The 17,431-nt window shown below is 32.3% G+C and carries 9 protein-coding genes; 4 read left to right on the top strand and 5 right to left on the bottom strand.

The window, feature by feature from the left end; genetic code table 11:
• Positions 1–61 precede the first annotated feature (61 nt).
• The 4 genes from DG508_RS03585 to DG508_RS03570 form a co-directional block, all read right to left on the bottom strand.
• On the bottom strand, positions 62–3,118 hold the full coding sequence (locus DG508_RS03585) for a basic secretory protein-like protein (protein WP_108866824.1): 3,057 nt from the start codon (positions 3,116–3,118) through the stop codon (positions 62–64).
• Between the two features lie 371 nt (positions 3,119–3,489).
• Entirely contained in the window at positions 3,490–4,329 is an 840-nt protein-coding gene (locus DG508_RS03580; RefSeq protein ID WP_108866823.1) for an alpha/beta hydrolase family protein, read from the bottom strand.
• 124 nt (positions 4,330–4,453) lie between these two features.
• Positions 4,454–5,440: a 6-phosphofructokinase gene (gene pfkA / locus DG508_RS03575; protein ID WP_108866822.1), complete on the bottom strand. Its 987-nt coding sequence runs from the start codon at positions 5,438–5,440 to the stop codon at positions 4,454–4,456.
• Positions 5,441–5,485: 45 nt separating this feature from the next.
• Positions 5,486–9,892 (bottom strand): translocation/assembly module TamB domain-containing protein, encoded by a 4,407-nt coding sequence (locus tag DG508_RS03570; RefSeq protein ID WP_234418165.1) that lies wholly within the window; start codon positions 9,890–9,892, stop codon positions 5,486–5,488.
• A 105-nt stretch (positions 9,893–9,997) separates the two neighbouring features.
• Here DG508_RS03570 and tsaD point away from each other — a divergent pair, with 105 nt between their 5' ends.
• Both tsaD and DG508_RS03560 read left to right on the top strand, forming a co-directional pair.
• A complete protein-coding gene (tsaD, locus tag DG508_RS03565; protein ID WP_108866820.1) occupies positions 9,998–11,020 on the top strand; it encodes a tRNA (adenosine(37)-N6)-threonylcarbamoyltransferase complex transferase subunit TsaD in 1,023 nt (340 codons plus the stop codon).
• Between the two features lie 58 nt (positions 11,021–11,078).
• Complete coding sequence (locus DG508_RS03560) at positions 11,079–11,783, top strand: 16S rRNA (uracil(1498)-N(3))-methyltransferase (protein ID WP_108866819.1); 705 nt, start codon at positions 11,079–11,081, stop codon at positions 11,781–11,783.
• A gap of 140 nt (positions 11,784–11,923) precedes the next feature.
• Here DG508_RS03560 and DG508_RS03555 read toward each other — a convergent pair whose 3' ends face one another.
• Positions 11,924–13,606, bottom strand: coding sequence for a T9SS type A sorting domain-containing protein (locus DG508_RS03555; protein ID WP_108866818.1), 1,683 nt, complete (start codon positions 13,604–13,606; stop codon positions 11,924–11,926).
• Between the two features lie 894 nt (positions 13,607–14,500).
• Here DG508_RS03555 and DG508_RS03550 point away from each other — a divergent pair.
• Both DG508_RS03550 and DG508_RS03545 read left to right on the top strand, forming a co-directional pair.
• The gene (locus DG508_RS03550; protein ID WP_108866817.1) at positions 14,501–15,946 is read left to right on the top strand and encodes a hypothetical protein; all 1,446 of its coding nucleotides are present in this window, start codon (positions 14,501–14,503) and stop codon (positions 15,944–15,946) included.
• Between the two features lie 102 nt (positions 15,947–16,048).
• Positions 16,049–17,323: an SH3 domain-containing protein gene (locus DG508_RS03545; RefSeq protein ID WP_108866816.1), complete on the top strand. Its 1,275-nt coding sequence runs from the start codon at positions 16,049–16,051 to the stop codon at positions 17,321–17,323.
• Positions 17,324–17,431 lie beyond the last annotated feature (108 nt).

The raw sequence follows: 17,431 nt of genomic DNA, 5'->3' as shown, positions 1-17,431 counted from the left end.
AAAAGAACTATTACCTTCATAGGAATGGCATATTATTACAAACAATTAACTATCTATCAATTTATTGTTTAATAAAACGTGTTTTATATACTACGCTTCCTTGATAGCGTACTACGATAAAATACATTTTACTTTCTATTCCTTGTACTCCCAGCTCATTTCCTTTGGTAACAGTACTTAGTACTTTTCGTCCTTGGATGTCATATACTTCTAACTGAACTGATTTATTTTCTAGTTCTGTAGATCTTTTCAAGTATAATGTCTCACTTACAGGATTAGGATATGTAGAAACTTGAATACTTTTTCCCGTATCTCCTTGTGTAACTTGTTGTGGAGTTGATTCTGTACCAAAAAACTCTATTTCTGCTACTTGAAGAATTGATCCACTATTATTTGTTAATGATAATCTATAATATGAGTATGCTGCTGCTCCTTGTACACTAAAAGTTCTTTTTTGTCTTCTGCTTGTAAAATCTTCATTACTTCGCTGATCTAGTGTAACCCATGAGTTACCATTTACAGATCCTTGTAAACTCCAATTTTTTGGGTCTCTCTCTGGCGCATCATTTCCTGACGTAATGGTATAGGAAGCAACTTTATATGTTTTTGTTGCCTGATACTGTACCCATCCACTATTATGAAAAGTAAGGTATTTGGTACTCGCTTTATTATCTATTAGGTTGTTAATTCCTTCACGAGCTGGTGAATCTGCATGCTCATCAGATATTATACCACCATCGTTTGTAATATCAACTTCTCCAACAGGAATACCTCCATCACCTGAGCAGTCTAATACCCAAGGGTAATCACCATCATAATCCAAATTACCATTACTATTTATATAGTTTTTGTATTCGTTCCATACCTGCTCCACTCCTTTTCCTAAAATACTTTGAAATGATGCATCAAAAGACCATGATTGCCCTAAGTCTTTTGCGGCTTTATTAAACTTGTATACAAAATTCTTATCATATTTTTGTGATACATAGTGTAAGAAGAAACCTGTAGTTGTATATCCTCCTAGCCATCTTCTACTATTATTTGGATCTGGTGTTCTAGTTTGGTGAAATCCTGCATGAATTCTCACCGCGTCTGCAACACCCTCAAGACATGCCCAAAAAGGTGATGAACCATCATAGGTCCCTCCTGTTACTGGAGTATTTTGATATCCATGAGTAACCTCATGATATAGAATACCATCTATCTCATCTTTTATGACCTGAGGATCATTTCCTGATTCTCTATAAATTTTTGCCAAATGCTGTGTGCTTACTGCAATGCCAATTGCATCTCCATCTCCATACTTATACGCTACAAAATCTTCATTTTTAAGCTCAAATGTCAATTGTCTGAACCTTGGAGCATCTGATGATTTTCTATATAAAATTTTTGCTACATCCAAACAACGTTGTTGCATATGACTTTTGGCATCAGGGATAACTTGATGAAATATTTGTGAACCTATTGTTGTACCATCTAAATCCTTGAAAATTATTGTAGGAGTCAAAAAATCATTACCCCATCCACAGGTACCTGTTCCTCTTGGGGTTACCGTTATATATCCTCTTCTAGTAACTACATCAGAACCAACACTATTTATAACTTTTAATGTTACATCATATTTTCCCGCACTAGCATACCGTATTACTGGATTTCTCTCTGTGCTAGAAGCTGGGTTTCCTCCTGCAAATGTCCACTCATATCGTTCTCCTGCTGTAGATGAATTAGAGAAAGTTACCTGATTTCCTTCTGTAATAGTAGTTTGACTGGTAGAAAACGAAGCTACTGGAGCATCGACAACAATATCTGTAGCTTTTCCTATCAATTCTACTTCTGATAGTTGTAAAATTGATCCACTATTATTGGTAAGTGTTAATCGGTAGCTTTTAAAAACCCCAGCATTCTGTACAGTAAAAGTTCTTTTTTGTCTTCTATTTATAAAATCTTGGTTGTTTTTTTGATCAATCACTGTCCAATTAGTTCCATTTATAGAACCTTCTAATGTCCAGTTTTTTGGGTCTCTCTCAGGAGTATCATTACCAGAAGTAATTGTATATGATGATAACTTATATGTTTTTGTTGCTTGATACTGTACCCATCCACTTTTATTAAAAGTAAGGTATTTGGTATTGCTATTATTGTCTATTAATTGATTAATTCCTTCTCCATTTGGAGAATCCTGATGCTGATCAGAAACAATACCACCATCATTGGTAATATCTTCATCTGTAACTGGGTTACCACCCCCGCCTGCGCAGTCTAACACCCAAGGGTATACACCGTCATAATCTAGGTTTCCATTACCAGAAATAAAGTTTTTGTATTCATTCCATACTTGTTCTACTCCTTTTCCTAAGATACTTTGAAATGATGCATCAAAAGACCATGATTGTCCTAAATCTTTTGCTTCTTTGTTAAATTTATACACAAAGTTTTTATCATATTTTTGCGATACATAGTGTAGGAAGAATCCTGTAGTTGTATAGCCTCCTAACCATTTTCTGCTATTATTTGGATCTGGTGTTCTAGTTTGGTGAAATCCTGCATGAATTCTCACTGCATCTGCAACACCTTCAAGACATGCCCAAAAAGGTGATGAACCATCATAGGTTCCTCCTGTTACTGGAGTATTTTGATATCCATGAGTGACCTCATGATATAGAATACCATCTATCTCATCTTTTATGACCTGAGGATCATTTCCTGATTCCCTATAGATTTTTGCCAAATGCTGTGTGCTTACTGCAATACCAATAGCATCTCCATCTCCATATTTATACGCTACAAAATCTTCATTTTTAAGCTCAAATGTCAACTGTCTGAATCTTGGAGCATTTGATGATTTTCTATATAAAATTTTTGCCACGTCCAAACAACGTTGTTGCATATGGCTTTTGGCATCAGGAATAACTTGATGAAATATTTGTGAACCTATTGTTGTGCCATCTAAATCCTTGAAGATTATTGTTGGGGTCAAAAAATTATTTCCCCATTCACAAGGTTGTACATTAATTGATTCTGTCTTTTTGAAGTGTTTTTCGGGGTTGGGTTCTTTTCCCGAAACCATAACTGCTGCCATCATACTTAGTCCAAGTATGACTTTTGTTTTAGTTTTCATGTTGAGTTTATGTTTCGTTTCTTATGGGTAAGAAACTATTTGTATGAAGGATTAAAATTACTTATTGCAAAGCTAAAAACTCATTTTACGTATAAATTCAGTGAATATTTTTGTAAATATTTCGATAAAAAGTTTTTTTTACTTTTAAAAACTAAAAAAAACGTCCTTACCCGTTTTTTTTCAGAGAGTTATTCGTCTTATCTCTTCATCCTTTTATCTTGAAAAAATAGAAAAACCTTTTAATTCAATCAAAAACCTATTTTTATTATAAATAATTAAACAACAATATATTGCAAGAGTGCATCTTATAAAATTATGTACAAACTATTATATACATATTTAAGGGTGTAATTTGAGTGAATATCTATTTTTCAGATTAAGTTTTCCCATAGTTTTTCAGATTTTTTTGAAAAAAAACCAAAGTGGCCAATTTTTTTAAAGCCAAAGGAGCTTGGTGTTATTTCAATTTCTTCAATAACAGTTTGATCATAATAGCTTAAAAGTTGTTTATTTGCTTTTTTACTAACAATTGTATCATCTGTAAAAATCATTGATTTTATAGGCCCTGAAAGTTTTGCAAAAGATTTTTTATTCAAGCTATTTTCAAGTTCGGTTTCCCAATAATTTTTATTTAAACACCATTTCCGCCATTGCAAAGCAACTCCTTTAGGCAAATTCTCACCCTGTTTGATTTTCTTTGCATTCGCAAATCCATAAATGAATGTAGATAATGGCATATAAATATACCAAAGAAATGGCATTAAAAGTTTCAATTTCCCTTTTGGCATATCTTTCCAATACCCAGTACCAGAAGCAATAATAATTAGCTTATCTATTTTTTGATTATTTTGCATAAAACCAACCAATTGACCTCCCATACTATGCCCTATCATTATTTTTTGTAACGCTGGATACTTGCAAATTGACCAATCTAAAATCGAAGTCATATCCAAAGTTGCCCACTCCAAATTTGTAGCTTTAAAACCTCTAAGCATTTTTGGTTTAGAGTCTCCGATTCCTCTATAGTCATAAACAATAGTTACGTATCCTTGTTTGGTTAAGTAATTAGCAAAATGCTTATAAAAACGCTTTGGTATTCCAGTTCCAGAGTTAATTTGTACAACACCTTTAATCTCTATTTTTGGTTCTCTTACATATGCACCAAGCTCAAATCCATCTTTTGCTCTAATTGTTATTTTTTTTTCATTCATTATTATTTTGTTTTACTGAATGTAATAAAAACTATTGTTTAGGTTAAATTTTAGATAAAATACAAGGTGGTGCTCTTGATATAGACTTTAAAGCTATACTAAGAATGCGTATTTAGAAAACAATTTATGTAGAGAGTATATCTGATATACGAAGTAATTCTTTATTAATTCCGTGATCTTCTTGTAGTCCAACATCAAAACTTGTGGCTGAAATTTTATTATCTATAATCCCTACCATTACATTTTTTTTACCATCTAAAAGTAATTCTACTGCTTTTACACATAATCTACTAGCCAAGGTTCTATCAAAACAAGAAGGTGATCCTCCTCGTTGCATATGTCCTAATACAGTAACTCTTACATCATAATCTGGTAAATTCTCTGTCACATAATCTGCCAACTCAAACACGTTCTTTCCTGTTTTATCTCCTTCGCTTACCACAACGATACTAGATGCTTTTCCTGAGCGCTTACTTCTCTTTAATGATTCTAATAATCGATCAAGTCCTAAATCTTCTTCGGGAATTAAAATTTCTTCTGCACCTGCACCCACTCCGCTATTTAGTGCTATAAAACCTGCATCTCTTCCCATTACTTCTATAAAAAACAACCTGTCATGAGAACTAGCGGTATCTCTTATCTTATCTATGGCATCGATCACTGTGTTTAATGCTGTATCGTATCCTATTGTATAATTAGTTCCAGCAATGTCATTATCAATTGTACCAGGAACACCAATTACAGGAATATTATATTCTTCACTAAATATCTGTCCTCCTCTAAAGGTTCCGTCTCCCCCTATCAACACCATAGCATCTACTCCAATTTCTTTAAGATGATCTGCTGCTTTTTTTCTACCCTCTGGGGTCATAAAGTCTTTAGATCGTGCAGATTTTAGTATGGTTCCTCCCATGCTTATAATATTACGTACACTTCTAGCATTCATAACACTATAATCTCCTTCTATCATACCTTGATATCCTCGATAAAACCCTATACATTTTACATTATAATATGCACATGCTCTAGCTACTGCACGTATTGCAGCATTCATTCCTGGGGCATCACCTCCTGATGTCATAACACCAATAGTTCTTATCTCTTTGGCCATACTTAGCTATTTGTTCAATAATTTTAGATTATACTAATACGTTGATTAGTTCTTCTTTTCTGTAAAGTTAATAAATTCAGGAGTCTTTATTTTGACTGTATCTTTTGGTTTTGGGATAGAGTCTTTCACTTTTTTGTTTTTGAATATTTTAGTCCATAATTCATTAAAATTATCAAAATCTACAGAATAAGACAAACCTACACCTTGCTCGTACCCTTGGTTTCCTGAACCTATATATTGAATTGTATTTTCTCTATTAAAAATTTTCCCTCGTAGTGTTCCATCCTCATTAAACAAATATTCTACTTCAACATCTCCAACAACATTGGATTCATTGACCCCTCCAATAGGAACCCCAACTCTACCATTAATTAGAATACGATTACTAATCTGGGTAGAGAGCGTTAATCCAAATTGATCTGCATCTTCTTGATCCAGATTACGTACTCCTTGTACATAGTTTAACCCTACCTGAAACTTATCATCTTCATCAGAGAATATCCCGTTAAACAAGCTTGATGCACGTTCTGCCACCAAACCACCAGTTAAGGCATTGGCATCAAATGTTCCGTTATAAAACTGCCCCGATGACACCAAAGAGAGTGCTTGTAATTCTTTGTTAGACTGATCACTAAGTTTATAATCTAATTCGCTTTTTACAATAGAACTCAAATTAGGAAATTCTATATTGAAGTTAACATTGGGTTGTATTAACTGTCCTTGAAGGTCTACTACTACTTCTACTGGTATTTTACGATTTACAGATGAGTTTTCTAGCAATATTGCTGGGTTTGCTTCTGTTTTATACACTGCACTTAGATCCAGAACTGCACGAGAAGGACTCCCATCCCAATTAATAGTTCCTCCTTCTCTAACGGTAAATAGTTTTTCTACAAAGGCTCCATATCTAAAATTATAAGTTCCTTCATACGCCACAAAATCCCCCCACATTTTAAATTTTCCGTTGGTATTGATCTCAATAAGTAATGTTCCTGCACCACGTCCTTTTAATGAGCTACCTGTATTCTTATCTACTACGACCTCTACTTCTGCATTATCATTTACGTCTAATTCAAAATTAAGTTCTAATCCTTTTATATCATCAAGGATTATTTCTTTTCCTGCTAGTCTTGCTCTTTTTTCCTCGGGACTCAAAAAGTGAATATAAGAGTTATCTCCTATCGATTCTGATTCATTTAATGGGATTTTAAAAATAGTTCCCTTTTCTGTAGTAGCATTAACATCTATAACCAATTCATCTGTAGGTCCCTTTATGGTTGCTTCTCCGCTAATGAAACCTGTACCATAATACAATGATTCTTCGTCTTCTTTTGTGTCTAATACTAGTAATCTCTCATCAACAGACAACTCTAATCCCATCATCCATCTTGAAAAATTCCTATGTGCTATATACCCTCCTAAGACTCCTTCTGTTTTATATTTTGTATCGGTAATATTGATATTATCAAAATTAAACTTTCGTTTTTCTAATAGCACTCTAGCGTTTTCTTCAAAATCCAAATCTACATTAAGGTATGGGATTGTAAGTCCTGCTCCATTCAAATTGAGTACTCCATTAATCTCTGGGTTTTTGTAGCTGCCTGATATTTTTGCATTTCCTGATACAAAGCCTCGAAGTTTTTTAAGTACAATACCTCCCAAAGGGCTGAATTCTGAAATATTAAATTGATCTAATGCTACATCTACATCTATCGAAGGGTTATTCTTTGAAACATTAATAGCTCCAATTGCAGACAATGTTTTTTGTTTCTCAGGATTAACTAATCGTGTATTAACTGTATATTCTGTAAGGTCTTCGTTTCCTGAAAAATTAAGTCTTAATTCTCCCAAAAGAGTTTTATTAATTCCTAAATCATGGATTGTAATAGTAGAGCTAGGAAAATAAACACCTTCTTCTTGTAATATAGATAAATCTCCATCGACTCTACCAGAAAAATTAAGGCTATCAATTCTTGGTGTAATTTTATCAAGATCTACATTCTTGAAAACAGCTTTGATATCTTTGTAATCCTTGCCTCTGGCAGTACCACTAATTTTGATTTTCTCATTTAAATAATTTAGAATAATCGGCTGTATATCAATATTCTTAAAATCATTGTCAAATATGATTTTATTATTTTCTTTATTTTTATCCTTATTAGCAAACCATGTATAGCCTTTGTAAGTAAAGTCAGATTTTCTTAATCCAACTACAGAATTGTTATCCTCATTAATCGTATGATAGAATTCTAAATTATAATTATCTTTATTTCCTTTACCTCCTTTGAACTCTGAATGCATAAACAGTGTGTCTTGTAGCGTCACATTGATCAAACTAAACTCAGAAACATCATAATATTTGGAGTTAATACTATCGATGGCTACATAGGTATTAAATAAAGGGTTTTTGTTATCAATCTGAACATCTACTTTATTCATAAAATTATCAAAAACCTGAATAGATGGTGATTTAAAAGTTAGTTTAAATTCTGATTCATTACTTTCTACTTTACCTTTGATAATGGTATTTGGAGCGAACTGAACTTCAGGAAAAAACACATCTACTATTTTATTATAAATAGTAAAATTAAACTCCATAAATTCATCGTCTGTAATTTCTGTAGCTTCAAAATTGGTATAGAGACTTCCTATTGAGTTTCTAAATAAGTCATATACATTTTCAAATCTAAATACTCCTTTTACATTACCTTCTACAATATCTGGGCTATTGATTGTGATAGTTCGCACATCATCATCATCAAATCTTGATGTGATATCAAAGTCTTCAAAATAATATCCTGCATCTTGATTGGTGTACAGTGTTTTTTCAAAAGAAATAGTTCCAAAAGCATCATTAATTCCTGCCCCTTTTATATTCATATATACATCCCCATTAAAAACAGAAACACTATCTCTGGTAAATAGATTTACCTTCTTAAGGTCTATATGATCTACATAGGCTCTAAAATTATAATTATGTATTTCTTCTGATAAATCAGCTACCCCACTAAAGTTAAACCGTACATTAGGATCTTTGGAATCTAGAACACCATCAAACACTCTGTCTTTAAGGTTTCCTCGGGCTTTGATATTTGTGTATGTATATTCATTAAAAACCAATTTACTGATATCTCCTTCTATTTTTGTATCAAGGCTCTCTAGAGTAAAACCATTTCCGTCTACATGAATATCAAAGGCTGCATTTCCTATTGATTTTTTTCCTAACAATTGACCAATATTAAGGTTATTAGACGTTATATTCCCATTATAGGCTACTTTCTTCATGTTATCAAGATTTTCTAACAATACAAAAGCATTCATCTTTCCTAATCGTGAGAACAAATCCATATCAACATCTACATCTTTTATAGTTACAATAGTATTACCTACTGCTTTTACACTTCCAAATTGATATAATTGTCTAGGTAGTGATTTACCTAACACACGAGGAAGAAGATTTACCAAGTCATAGTAATTACTGGTCAAATTAGTAAAATCACCTTCTAGTTTAAATTTTGATCTATTGCTTACGGCATTTTTTATCCTAATATCTCCTCTTATTACAGATCTATCTAACCCATAAATATCTGCATTGATTATTTTAAAATCATTGAGTTTACCTTTGACCAATGTATTTTGTAGCTTTATTGTCTGATCTTTTCCAAACTCTTTATAAAAAGGAATTAAATCATTTGTAGAAACTAAAGCTCTCTCAAAATTTGCTTGTATGTCTACTTTATTTACAAAATCACTCAGACCATCTCGTTCATAAGAAAATAATATTTCTCCTTCTACTCTGGAGCCTTCTGTTTCTATAACCAACTCTTGAAAGTCCATATTTTCTGGAGTGATAGAAAAACAAGCTTGTAATTTAGATATCTGTAATCCTCTAGCGTCATAAAATGATAAACCATCTATATTGATATACACATCTTCTCCTTCTACCAATAAGCTTTCTGCATCTAGAATAATATTACTATAATCTACAATTTTATGAGTTCCTAAATTCTCATTGGTAAAACTATAGCTACCTTGTTGTAAACTAATTTCTTTTGTAGATAATACAAATTTATTTTTTGAAGGTGTTTTTTTTCCTGTATTGAATTTTCTTACAAAGGTCATGAGGTTATCACTATTCTCATCTTTGTAAATTTTCATGGTAAAGATTAAATCTTCTATAGCTACTTTTCCTAGTTTTGGCTGCCCTTTAGAAATTTCTTTGAGGCTTAGAATAGAAGTCTCTATACTTCCTGCATATAATAACGTATCCTGATGGTGGTCTTTTATAAAAATTTCTTTCAGGCTTACATTACCTGCATATGTCAACCCAATACGCTCAATATTAATGTCTACATCATAGGTTGTATTCAGGTAATTGGTAAGTTTTTTACCAAAATGTGTCTGCACTGCGGGGATAGAAAACAGTACTACTAACAATACAAATAGTGACAAAAGGACCAAAAATGTCCTCAACAATATTTTCTTAAATTTCCTGATACGTTTTATTGTTTTAACTTTGTTGACAATATTAACAATTTCTATGCCCTTTTCCTCATAATGATTCCACAAAAAACATACATTCTTGGTATCGAATCTTCTTGTGATGATACTTCTGCTGCTGTATTATGTAATGGACAGGTATTATCCAATGTTGTTGCATCCCAAAAAATACATGAACAATATGGTGGTGTTGTACCTGAACTAGCCTCTAGAGCACACCAACAAAATATTGTTCCTGTAATAGATCAGGCTATCAAACAGGCAAATATATCAAAAGAAGATTTACATGCAATTGCTTTTACACAAGGCCCTGGTTTAATGGGTTCTTTGCTTGTAGGCACTTCTTTTGCAAAATCAATGGCTTTGGCTCTAGATATTCCTTTGATAGATGTAAATCATATGCAAGCGCATATCCTAGCCCATTTTATTGAAGAAGAAGATGCTACCTCACCTGATTTTCCATTTCTGGCGATGACCATAAGCGGGGGACATACACAAATCGTTAAGGTCACTGATCATTTTGATATGGAAGTCATAGGTGAAACCATTGATGATGCTGTGGGAGAAGCATTTGATAAAAGTGCAAAAATATTTGGCTTACCATATCCTGGTGGCCCATTGATCGATAAATACGCTCAAACAGGTGATCCAAAAGCATTTCCTTTTCCTAAACCAAAAGTAGGTGACCTCAATTTTAGTTTTAGTGGTCTTAAAACATCAGTGCTCTACTTTGTTCAGAAACAACAAAAGGAAAATCCTGCTTTTGTTCAAGAAAACCTTGAAGATATTTGTGCTTCGCTACAATATACGATCATCAATATTCTTATTGATAAACTAAAAAAGGCATCCAAACAAACAGGTATTAAACGCATTGCTATTGGGGGGGGGGTATCTGCAAATTCAGGAATCAGAAAAGCACTAAAAGATGGTGAATACAAATACGGTTGGAAAACATTTATTCCTAAATTTGAATATACTACAGATAATGCTGCAATGATAGGAATTGTAGGGTATTTGAAATATTTAAAAAAGGATTTTACTGATATGAATGTTGTAGCCAAGGCTCGAATAAAATTTTGAGTATCATTATAACATTAATAGAAAATCAAAAAAAACATCATTTTGAAGCACTAATAAAATGCAACTATTCTATAATCAAACACTAACCATTGCTAGTACTGAGGTAAAATTTTCTAGAGAAGAAAGTAAGCATATTGCCAAAGTACTGAGAAAAAAAGAAGGTGACCTCTTATATATCACCAATGGCTCTGGAGTCATGTTTACTGCTATTATTGTTCTATCAACCCCATCAAAATGCATTGCACAAATTGAAAACTACAAACAGCAGGAACCCAAAAACTACAGTCTTCACCTTGCAGTAGCTCCTACCAAAATGAATGATCGATATGAATGGTTTTTGGAAAAAGCTACAGAAATAGGTATTGATCAAATTACACCTATCATTTGTGATCACAGTGAGAGAAAAATAATTAAACCAGAACGGTTTGAGCGAATCTTGCTAAGCGCTATGAAGCAATCTATACAATCTTTTTTACCCAAACTAAACCCTGCTATTTCTTTTTCTGATTTTATACAACAAGACACTACTGGTCAATTATTGATTGCTCATTGTGACGAGGCCAAAAAGCTGGCTTTAAAAGATATCATCATTCCTAAATCAGACACGACTATACTTATTGGCCCAGAAGGAGATTTTTCTACAAAAGAAATTGAACTGGCTTTGACCTCTGGTTATACAGCGGTTACTTTGGGTGCTACTAGGCTACGTACAGAAACAGCCGCAATAGTTGCTACACATAGTATCGCTTTTATGAATTCTTAAGCAGTAAACCCGCTTTATTCATTATCAAATATCAATAAAAAAATTGAGCCACCAAAAAATATCAACTATTTAAAAGTGGCTCAACACATATTAACACTGCATCTATTTTACAGCTATAAGTCTATGTATATACTATAGACCTATTTTTTGACAAATTTAATTATTTGAGTATCGCCTTTTTTGGTGCTTAACTTTACTACATAAGTTCCTTGACTTAATGTTTCTGTAGACAATTCAATCTTCCTTTTCTTACCTACATCATTTTTTGCAAGAACCATTGTTCCTTGTATATCAAAAACTTCTACTTTGATAATCATAGCTTTGTTTTTATTTTCTATAGTAAGAAGGTTACTCACTGGGTTAGGAAACAATGCAATACTTGACTCTTCTATACTCTTGGTCTTTTCTGTATTTGCATCAAAAATAGGGTTACACCTACTTTGTTTGTATTCTATTTTTTTATCTTTGACTTCTATTTTCTTATAGTCTTTCACAAAAAATTGCTTAGCAATTTTAGCAATACAAGGTTGGTGTTTTTTTACTTCTAGCTGCATTTCTTTTTGACAGAATGTATTTGTTTTACCTGTGGCTGTTGTTTCTACCAAATAAATATCTCGATCACCTGCCCCCAATGAGGTTGTATACCCTGTAAATGCATATCCTCTATCATAAACATCTTTTACAATCTCTAAGCCACTTTCGTCTTTGTTATCTCCATATTTAAATGCCCAAGTTGGAACTCCCCAACTATTTACCTGTAGCATTATTGCTTTATAAGATGTCGTTTTCTGGTGACCTACTATAGTATAAGAAGAATTACCCGCAGAATCTACAGTTTCTTCTAATCCATACCCTTGCTCTGTTGCCTTTGTTCCATAAGTTTTTAGACCTAATAAACCGCCATTTCCATCTAAGTAAAGCATAAACACATCATACGAGTCATTTATTCCGAAACTATTTGTGTATCCTGTAAGCACATAATTACCTTGATTATTTTGTTTTACACAAGTAGCTTCATTTCTATATCCAACTGTAGGGTTCAATTGCTCAGGATACCCAAAAACTCTATCCCACTCTACGGATAAATCTGGTTTTAACTTAATCACAAAAATATCTGTAGGAGGATGCGCTATTGTTGTATTCACTCCACACCAATAATTGGTAGTAGAACCAGAAACAATATACCCTCCATCTTTGGTTTGCTCGATCCACAACCCTCTTTGGTTTCCTTCATTACCAATTACGGTCGCTGCTTTAAGATTTCCAAAAAGATCTGTTTTTACTACATATACATTTGTTCCTGGTAACGAATTTGCATAACTATTTGTTTCTCCTACAAATATATATCCAGGCTCTCCTGTTACATCTCTATTATTTTGAATACAATGTGCTACATCGTATTCTTTTCCTCCATAAACCGTAGAAAAAACAGGAGTTCCATTAACATCTACTCCTTGCATATAGGCATCTCCCCCACCATGACCATAACTACGTGTTATTCCTGCAGCTACATAGGCTACTGGATTATTAGGGCTAAAATATGTAGATTGTCTTACTGAATTAAAAAACTCATAATCTTGCCCCCCGTAAACATGAGACCATACTTGATTTCCTGCAAGATTTGTTTTGACCAAGGTAGCATCCAAATTTCCTATGTAGCCCCTAGAAGTGTACCCTGCTACAAGGTATCCTTTTTCAACCTCATGTAATTGTGTAAGAGATTTACCTAGTTCTGTTTTTGCGGTTCCAAACGAATGTTGGAATTGTGAAAAGCTCATGCTTACTATAAAGCAAAAAGCTACGCTACTAAAAACTGTTTTCATATGATTTGTATAAATGGTTAATAAATATTTTAAAGCGTTATACTTATTATTTATCGTAATTATAACTCATAACACATCAATTTTTTAAGACTTTATCAAAAAGGTAATTGAGTAAGAATAATTATTGATTTTACACATCTATAATCTTTTACTAATTTACAAAATAAACAAATGAATATCAAGCGGTTACACCCTTAAAAAACAAAGGAAAAAACTTGTTGTTTATTAAGGTTCAACATACAAGACACGATGATTTTACTTATCTATCATTTGTTACACCAGTGATCTATACAATAGAACTTGATTTACTTCAATTTTGTTCAACAAAAAAAATGAAAAAAAAATCTCAGTTTCAAAAAACGTGACTACTATGATGTATCATTGCCTACAGTTATCTATGGGGGGCTCTGAGAATTAAATCAAAATAGGAGTAGTATTTATGTAATGATGGGATAAAAAATGACCATAAATAATATGTCTTTAGCCCTCTGATAACACTATAGATATCTTTTCATGAATATTTAGACTGACTAGGATACTAGCAAATAACTCTGTAATAACGAACGTAAATTTTGTTTTTCGAACTCTTCTAAAACAAAATTTAAACCTCCAAATGGGCTTATGTATGAAGAATTTAATACTTTCATATCAGTGTTTTATCGCAACACCAATTTAGGTGGAAATACTAAAAACCGTAAACCTTCTGTTTACAAGAGTTTACAGTTCCTTCTAATCTAATACATACGGATTTAAGGTTGTAACTAGTGCCGATAAGAGTAAGCAATACAATATCTAACAAAACCACAGCATAATGTTGTTTTTAAAAATAATTTCATTCAAACTATCAATTTTATATTCTGAAAGACAAAAAATATTTGATTATTAAATTAGCGTATGAATAAAAAAATAAATTCTCTTATCATCTTAATTATATTTCTTCTGAACTGTAAGAAGCAACACGAGCATTTTGAAAACGAGATCAATACATCTTTAAAAAATGAAAAATCATCAATAAGGGAGGCAATAAACAAAGATCTCGATAAGAAAATGCTCCCAGACTCAACATCTTTAAAGCTACTTGAAATGAAACGGCATATAGAGGTAATAGATCTGGATAGGGATAAGCTATTAGATGGTGTTGTATTCTTATCCGCCTTTCGCAAAAAAAATAACTCTTTTATGCAAACAGCTATTATACATTATGATAATAATGGAAAAGAAATGTGTTTGATAAGTGCAATAACTTCTAATAGCTTAGTCTTTCCAATACAGGATAATGAAGACTCTACAGTTGTTTATAAAAAGAACCACATAAACACTAAAGAAATTGAACCTGACAATTCAGGAAAGTTAGATTCATCTAAAACAAGAAGTGGTTATATCGAGTTAAACAAAGGGCAATTAATTTATAAAAAAGTTACAGGCTGGGACCATTATGATAGAAATAACACTCTTAGAATATCTAGAGTCGATCACCATAAATATGTAACAGCAAAAAATGGGCTTATTTATAGAGATGAACCAGATGGTAAAGCCCTCGGAACGTTTCCTTTTGAAACAATGGTACATATTATAGGAAAAACAGGATGGAAAAAAACAATATATGACACTGACTTTAAGGGAGATATTGAGGGGGAATGGGTACAGGTAAATATCAATGAGTATTCTGATGAAACAGCATTTGTGTTTGATGGATTTTTAAGTGAAGAAATTAACTTAAAACCCAATGCAGTTTTTAGAATTACTGATGAAAAAGGAATTATTTTACCAGGTAATTATTCTGTTTATAATGAAGCTTTAACTAAAACAAAACAGATCAAAGTACAAGAAATTGAAGAAGTATCTATTTTAAGAAAAACAGAGCAAAAAAGGCCTAATAAAAGAGGGCAAGATTATTGTGAATGGTCTAATTATGTGGAAGTTTTATACAAAGAAGAGCCTTTAATTATATTTGGCGAAAAGCTCTTATCTATTTCTAGTGAAAAAGAATATAAGTTAGATAATTATAACATAGATTTGATTACTGGAGAAAATTTCACAATGGGAGCTGCTGATGAAAATGGCTTAACTGGTTGTGATGATTATAGTGATATTATCATAAAAGCGAACGCGACATATTCTTTCCTGTTTGAGGATAATTCAAAAAGCGATGTAGCCAAAGTATTTTATCACGACGAGGGTATGTTTGAAGATATAAAACAAGCCTATGTAAAAAATGATACTTTAGTAGCTCAAATCAGTCAAAGTTTTCAAGAAGGTACAGGTAAATATACACTTAAGATATTCTATGATGAAGGTTGGAAATATTTGGAATCAGAAAACGCTAGAAGTTATGAATGATAAATATTCAAGAAAATTAGATTCCCCATGTTCCCCACTAGTTTGTAGCTAGTGGCAATAAGAGTAAACAATATAATAAAATACATGTACATTGAAAATCATATGAAAATTCGAATAGTTTTATTACTAATAATATTACTTTGTACTGGCTGTAAGAAAGAGAAAAACCAATCTAATCCACCTTCTAACATTTCTAATAAGATAGAATACAATTCTCTAGTGGCCAGTCATTATGAAATAGAATACTCTGCTACAGGAGATCTTAATGGTGATAAATTAAATGATTTGGCATTAGTTGTAAAAAAAAGAGATAAGTCAAATGGGATTAGGGAAGTAATGGTATTTTTAAAAAACTCAAAAGGCTATAGCCTTGATATTACTTCAAAAACGGTTTTTCCTGAAAAGTATTTGTCTGAGGAAGATGATATAAAAAACTACGTTCAGGAAGAAATAGAAATTAAAGATCAGACGCTATTTATAAATTTGTATGGTATAGGTCCGCAGAGTAATACTTTCAGTCATTACAAATATCAAAAAGAAACATTAAGTCTTATTTATGTAGAATCTTATGCAATGGGTGCAGGTAGTCATTCGAATTTAGAATATAACGTGTCAGAGGGAAAAATAAAATTAGAGACAACAAATACTACGAGAGATGATATGCCAACTAAAGTTGAAACTATAAATGTTGATGGTATGGGGTATTCTTTTAACACGTGTAATCCAGAGGAGCTAATTTCTTATGCTTATGATCGTATGAGAGATAGAAACAGGTTTGTAGTAATAGCTAAAAATGGCTTATTGATAAGAGAAAGACCAGACATATATAGTGAGCGTATTTGGCAACTACCGTTTAATAAAGATATAGAAGTTTTAGAAAAAACAGATGTTTCTTTTTCTTTTAAAGATGAAGAGAGTTATGTTACTATAGATGGACACTGGGTTAAGGTTGCTTTTGATAATGTTAACGGAAACAACCAACATGGGTATGTATTTGATGGATTTCTTCAACCATATGAAGCTCCTACTATCTTTAGAGGCTGGAGTTATTTAGATCATATTTATTTGAGCATACATAAAAACGCTATAACTTACGAGTTACATGGTCAGTGCCATTATTCATTTCCAACAAAAGTCTTAAATAAAAAAGACGTTGAACTTATTTGGGATTATAATGCAGATTGCGTTTTTGACAGTCAATTGAGTAATGATTTTGGTTTACAAAAACCTCCAGTTGTAGGGAAACCATTTGCTAAATACTCATTAGAAGGAAGAGTATTAAAAGTAACATATTATTATAAAGAATGGGTTAAGGCGTATTCTGAAAACGTGAACCGAGAGACTTTTCCTAATGAATTCATAGAACGTTATTATTAACATCCCCTCTACCACTCCTAGTATACGCCACAGCAAATTTGGAGCTTGTGGTGTGTATGTGTAAAAAATATGATACTCAATTAATATTTTTGCTTTCTATCTATAAAC

Origin of the sequence: Aquimarina aquimarini (assembly GCF_900299535.1) — a bacterium.
Classification (GTDB): Bacteria; Bacteroidota; Bacteroidia; order Flavobacteriales; family Flavobacteriaceae; genus Aquimarina; species Aquimarina aquimarini.
Note: the sequence above shows the minus strand (reverse complement) of the source record. Positions and strands in the feature narration are given on the sequence as shown.

Bases quoted from the DNA above. Each gene is read 5' to 3' on its own strand.
- DG508_RS03545 (WP_108866816.1), top strand. From the start codon at position 16,049: ATGAAAATTCGAATAGTTTTATTACTAATAATATTACTTTGTACTGGC.
- DG508_RS03555 (WP_108866818.1), bottom strand. From the start codon at position 13,606: ATGAAAACAGTTTTTAGTAGCGTAGCTTTTTGCTTTATAGTAAGCATG.
- DG508_RS03550 (WP_108866817.1), top strand. From the start codon at position 14,501: ATGAATAAAAAAATAAATTCTCTTATCATCTTAATTATATTTCTTCTG.
- DG508_RS03580 (WP_108866823.1), bottom strand. From the start codon at position 4,329: ATGAATGAAAAAAAAATAACAATTAGAGCAAAAGATGGATTTGAGCTT.
- DG508_RS03585 (WP_108866824.1), bottom strand. From the start codon at position 3,118: ATGAAAACTAAAACAAAAGTCATACTTGGACTAAGTATGATGGCAGCA.
- pfkA (WP_108866822.1), bottom strand. From the start codon at position 5,440: ATGGCCAAAGAGATAAGAACTATTGGTGTTATGACATCAGGAGGTGAT.
- tsaD (WP_108866820.1), top strand. From the start codon at position 9,998: ATGATTCCACAAAAAACATACATTCTTGGTATCGAATCTTCTTGTGAT.
- DG508_RS03560 (WP_108866819.1), top strand. From the start codon at position 11,079: ATGCAACTATTCTATAATCAAACACTAACCATTGCTAGTACTGAGGTA.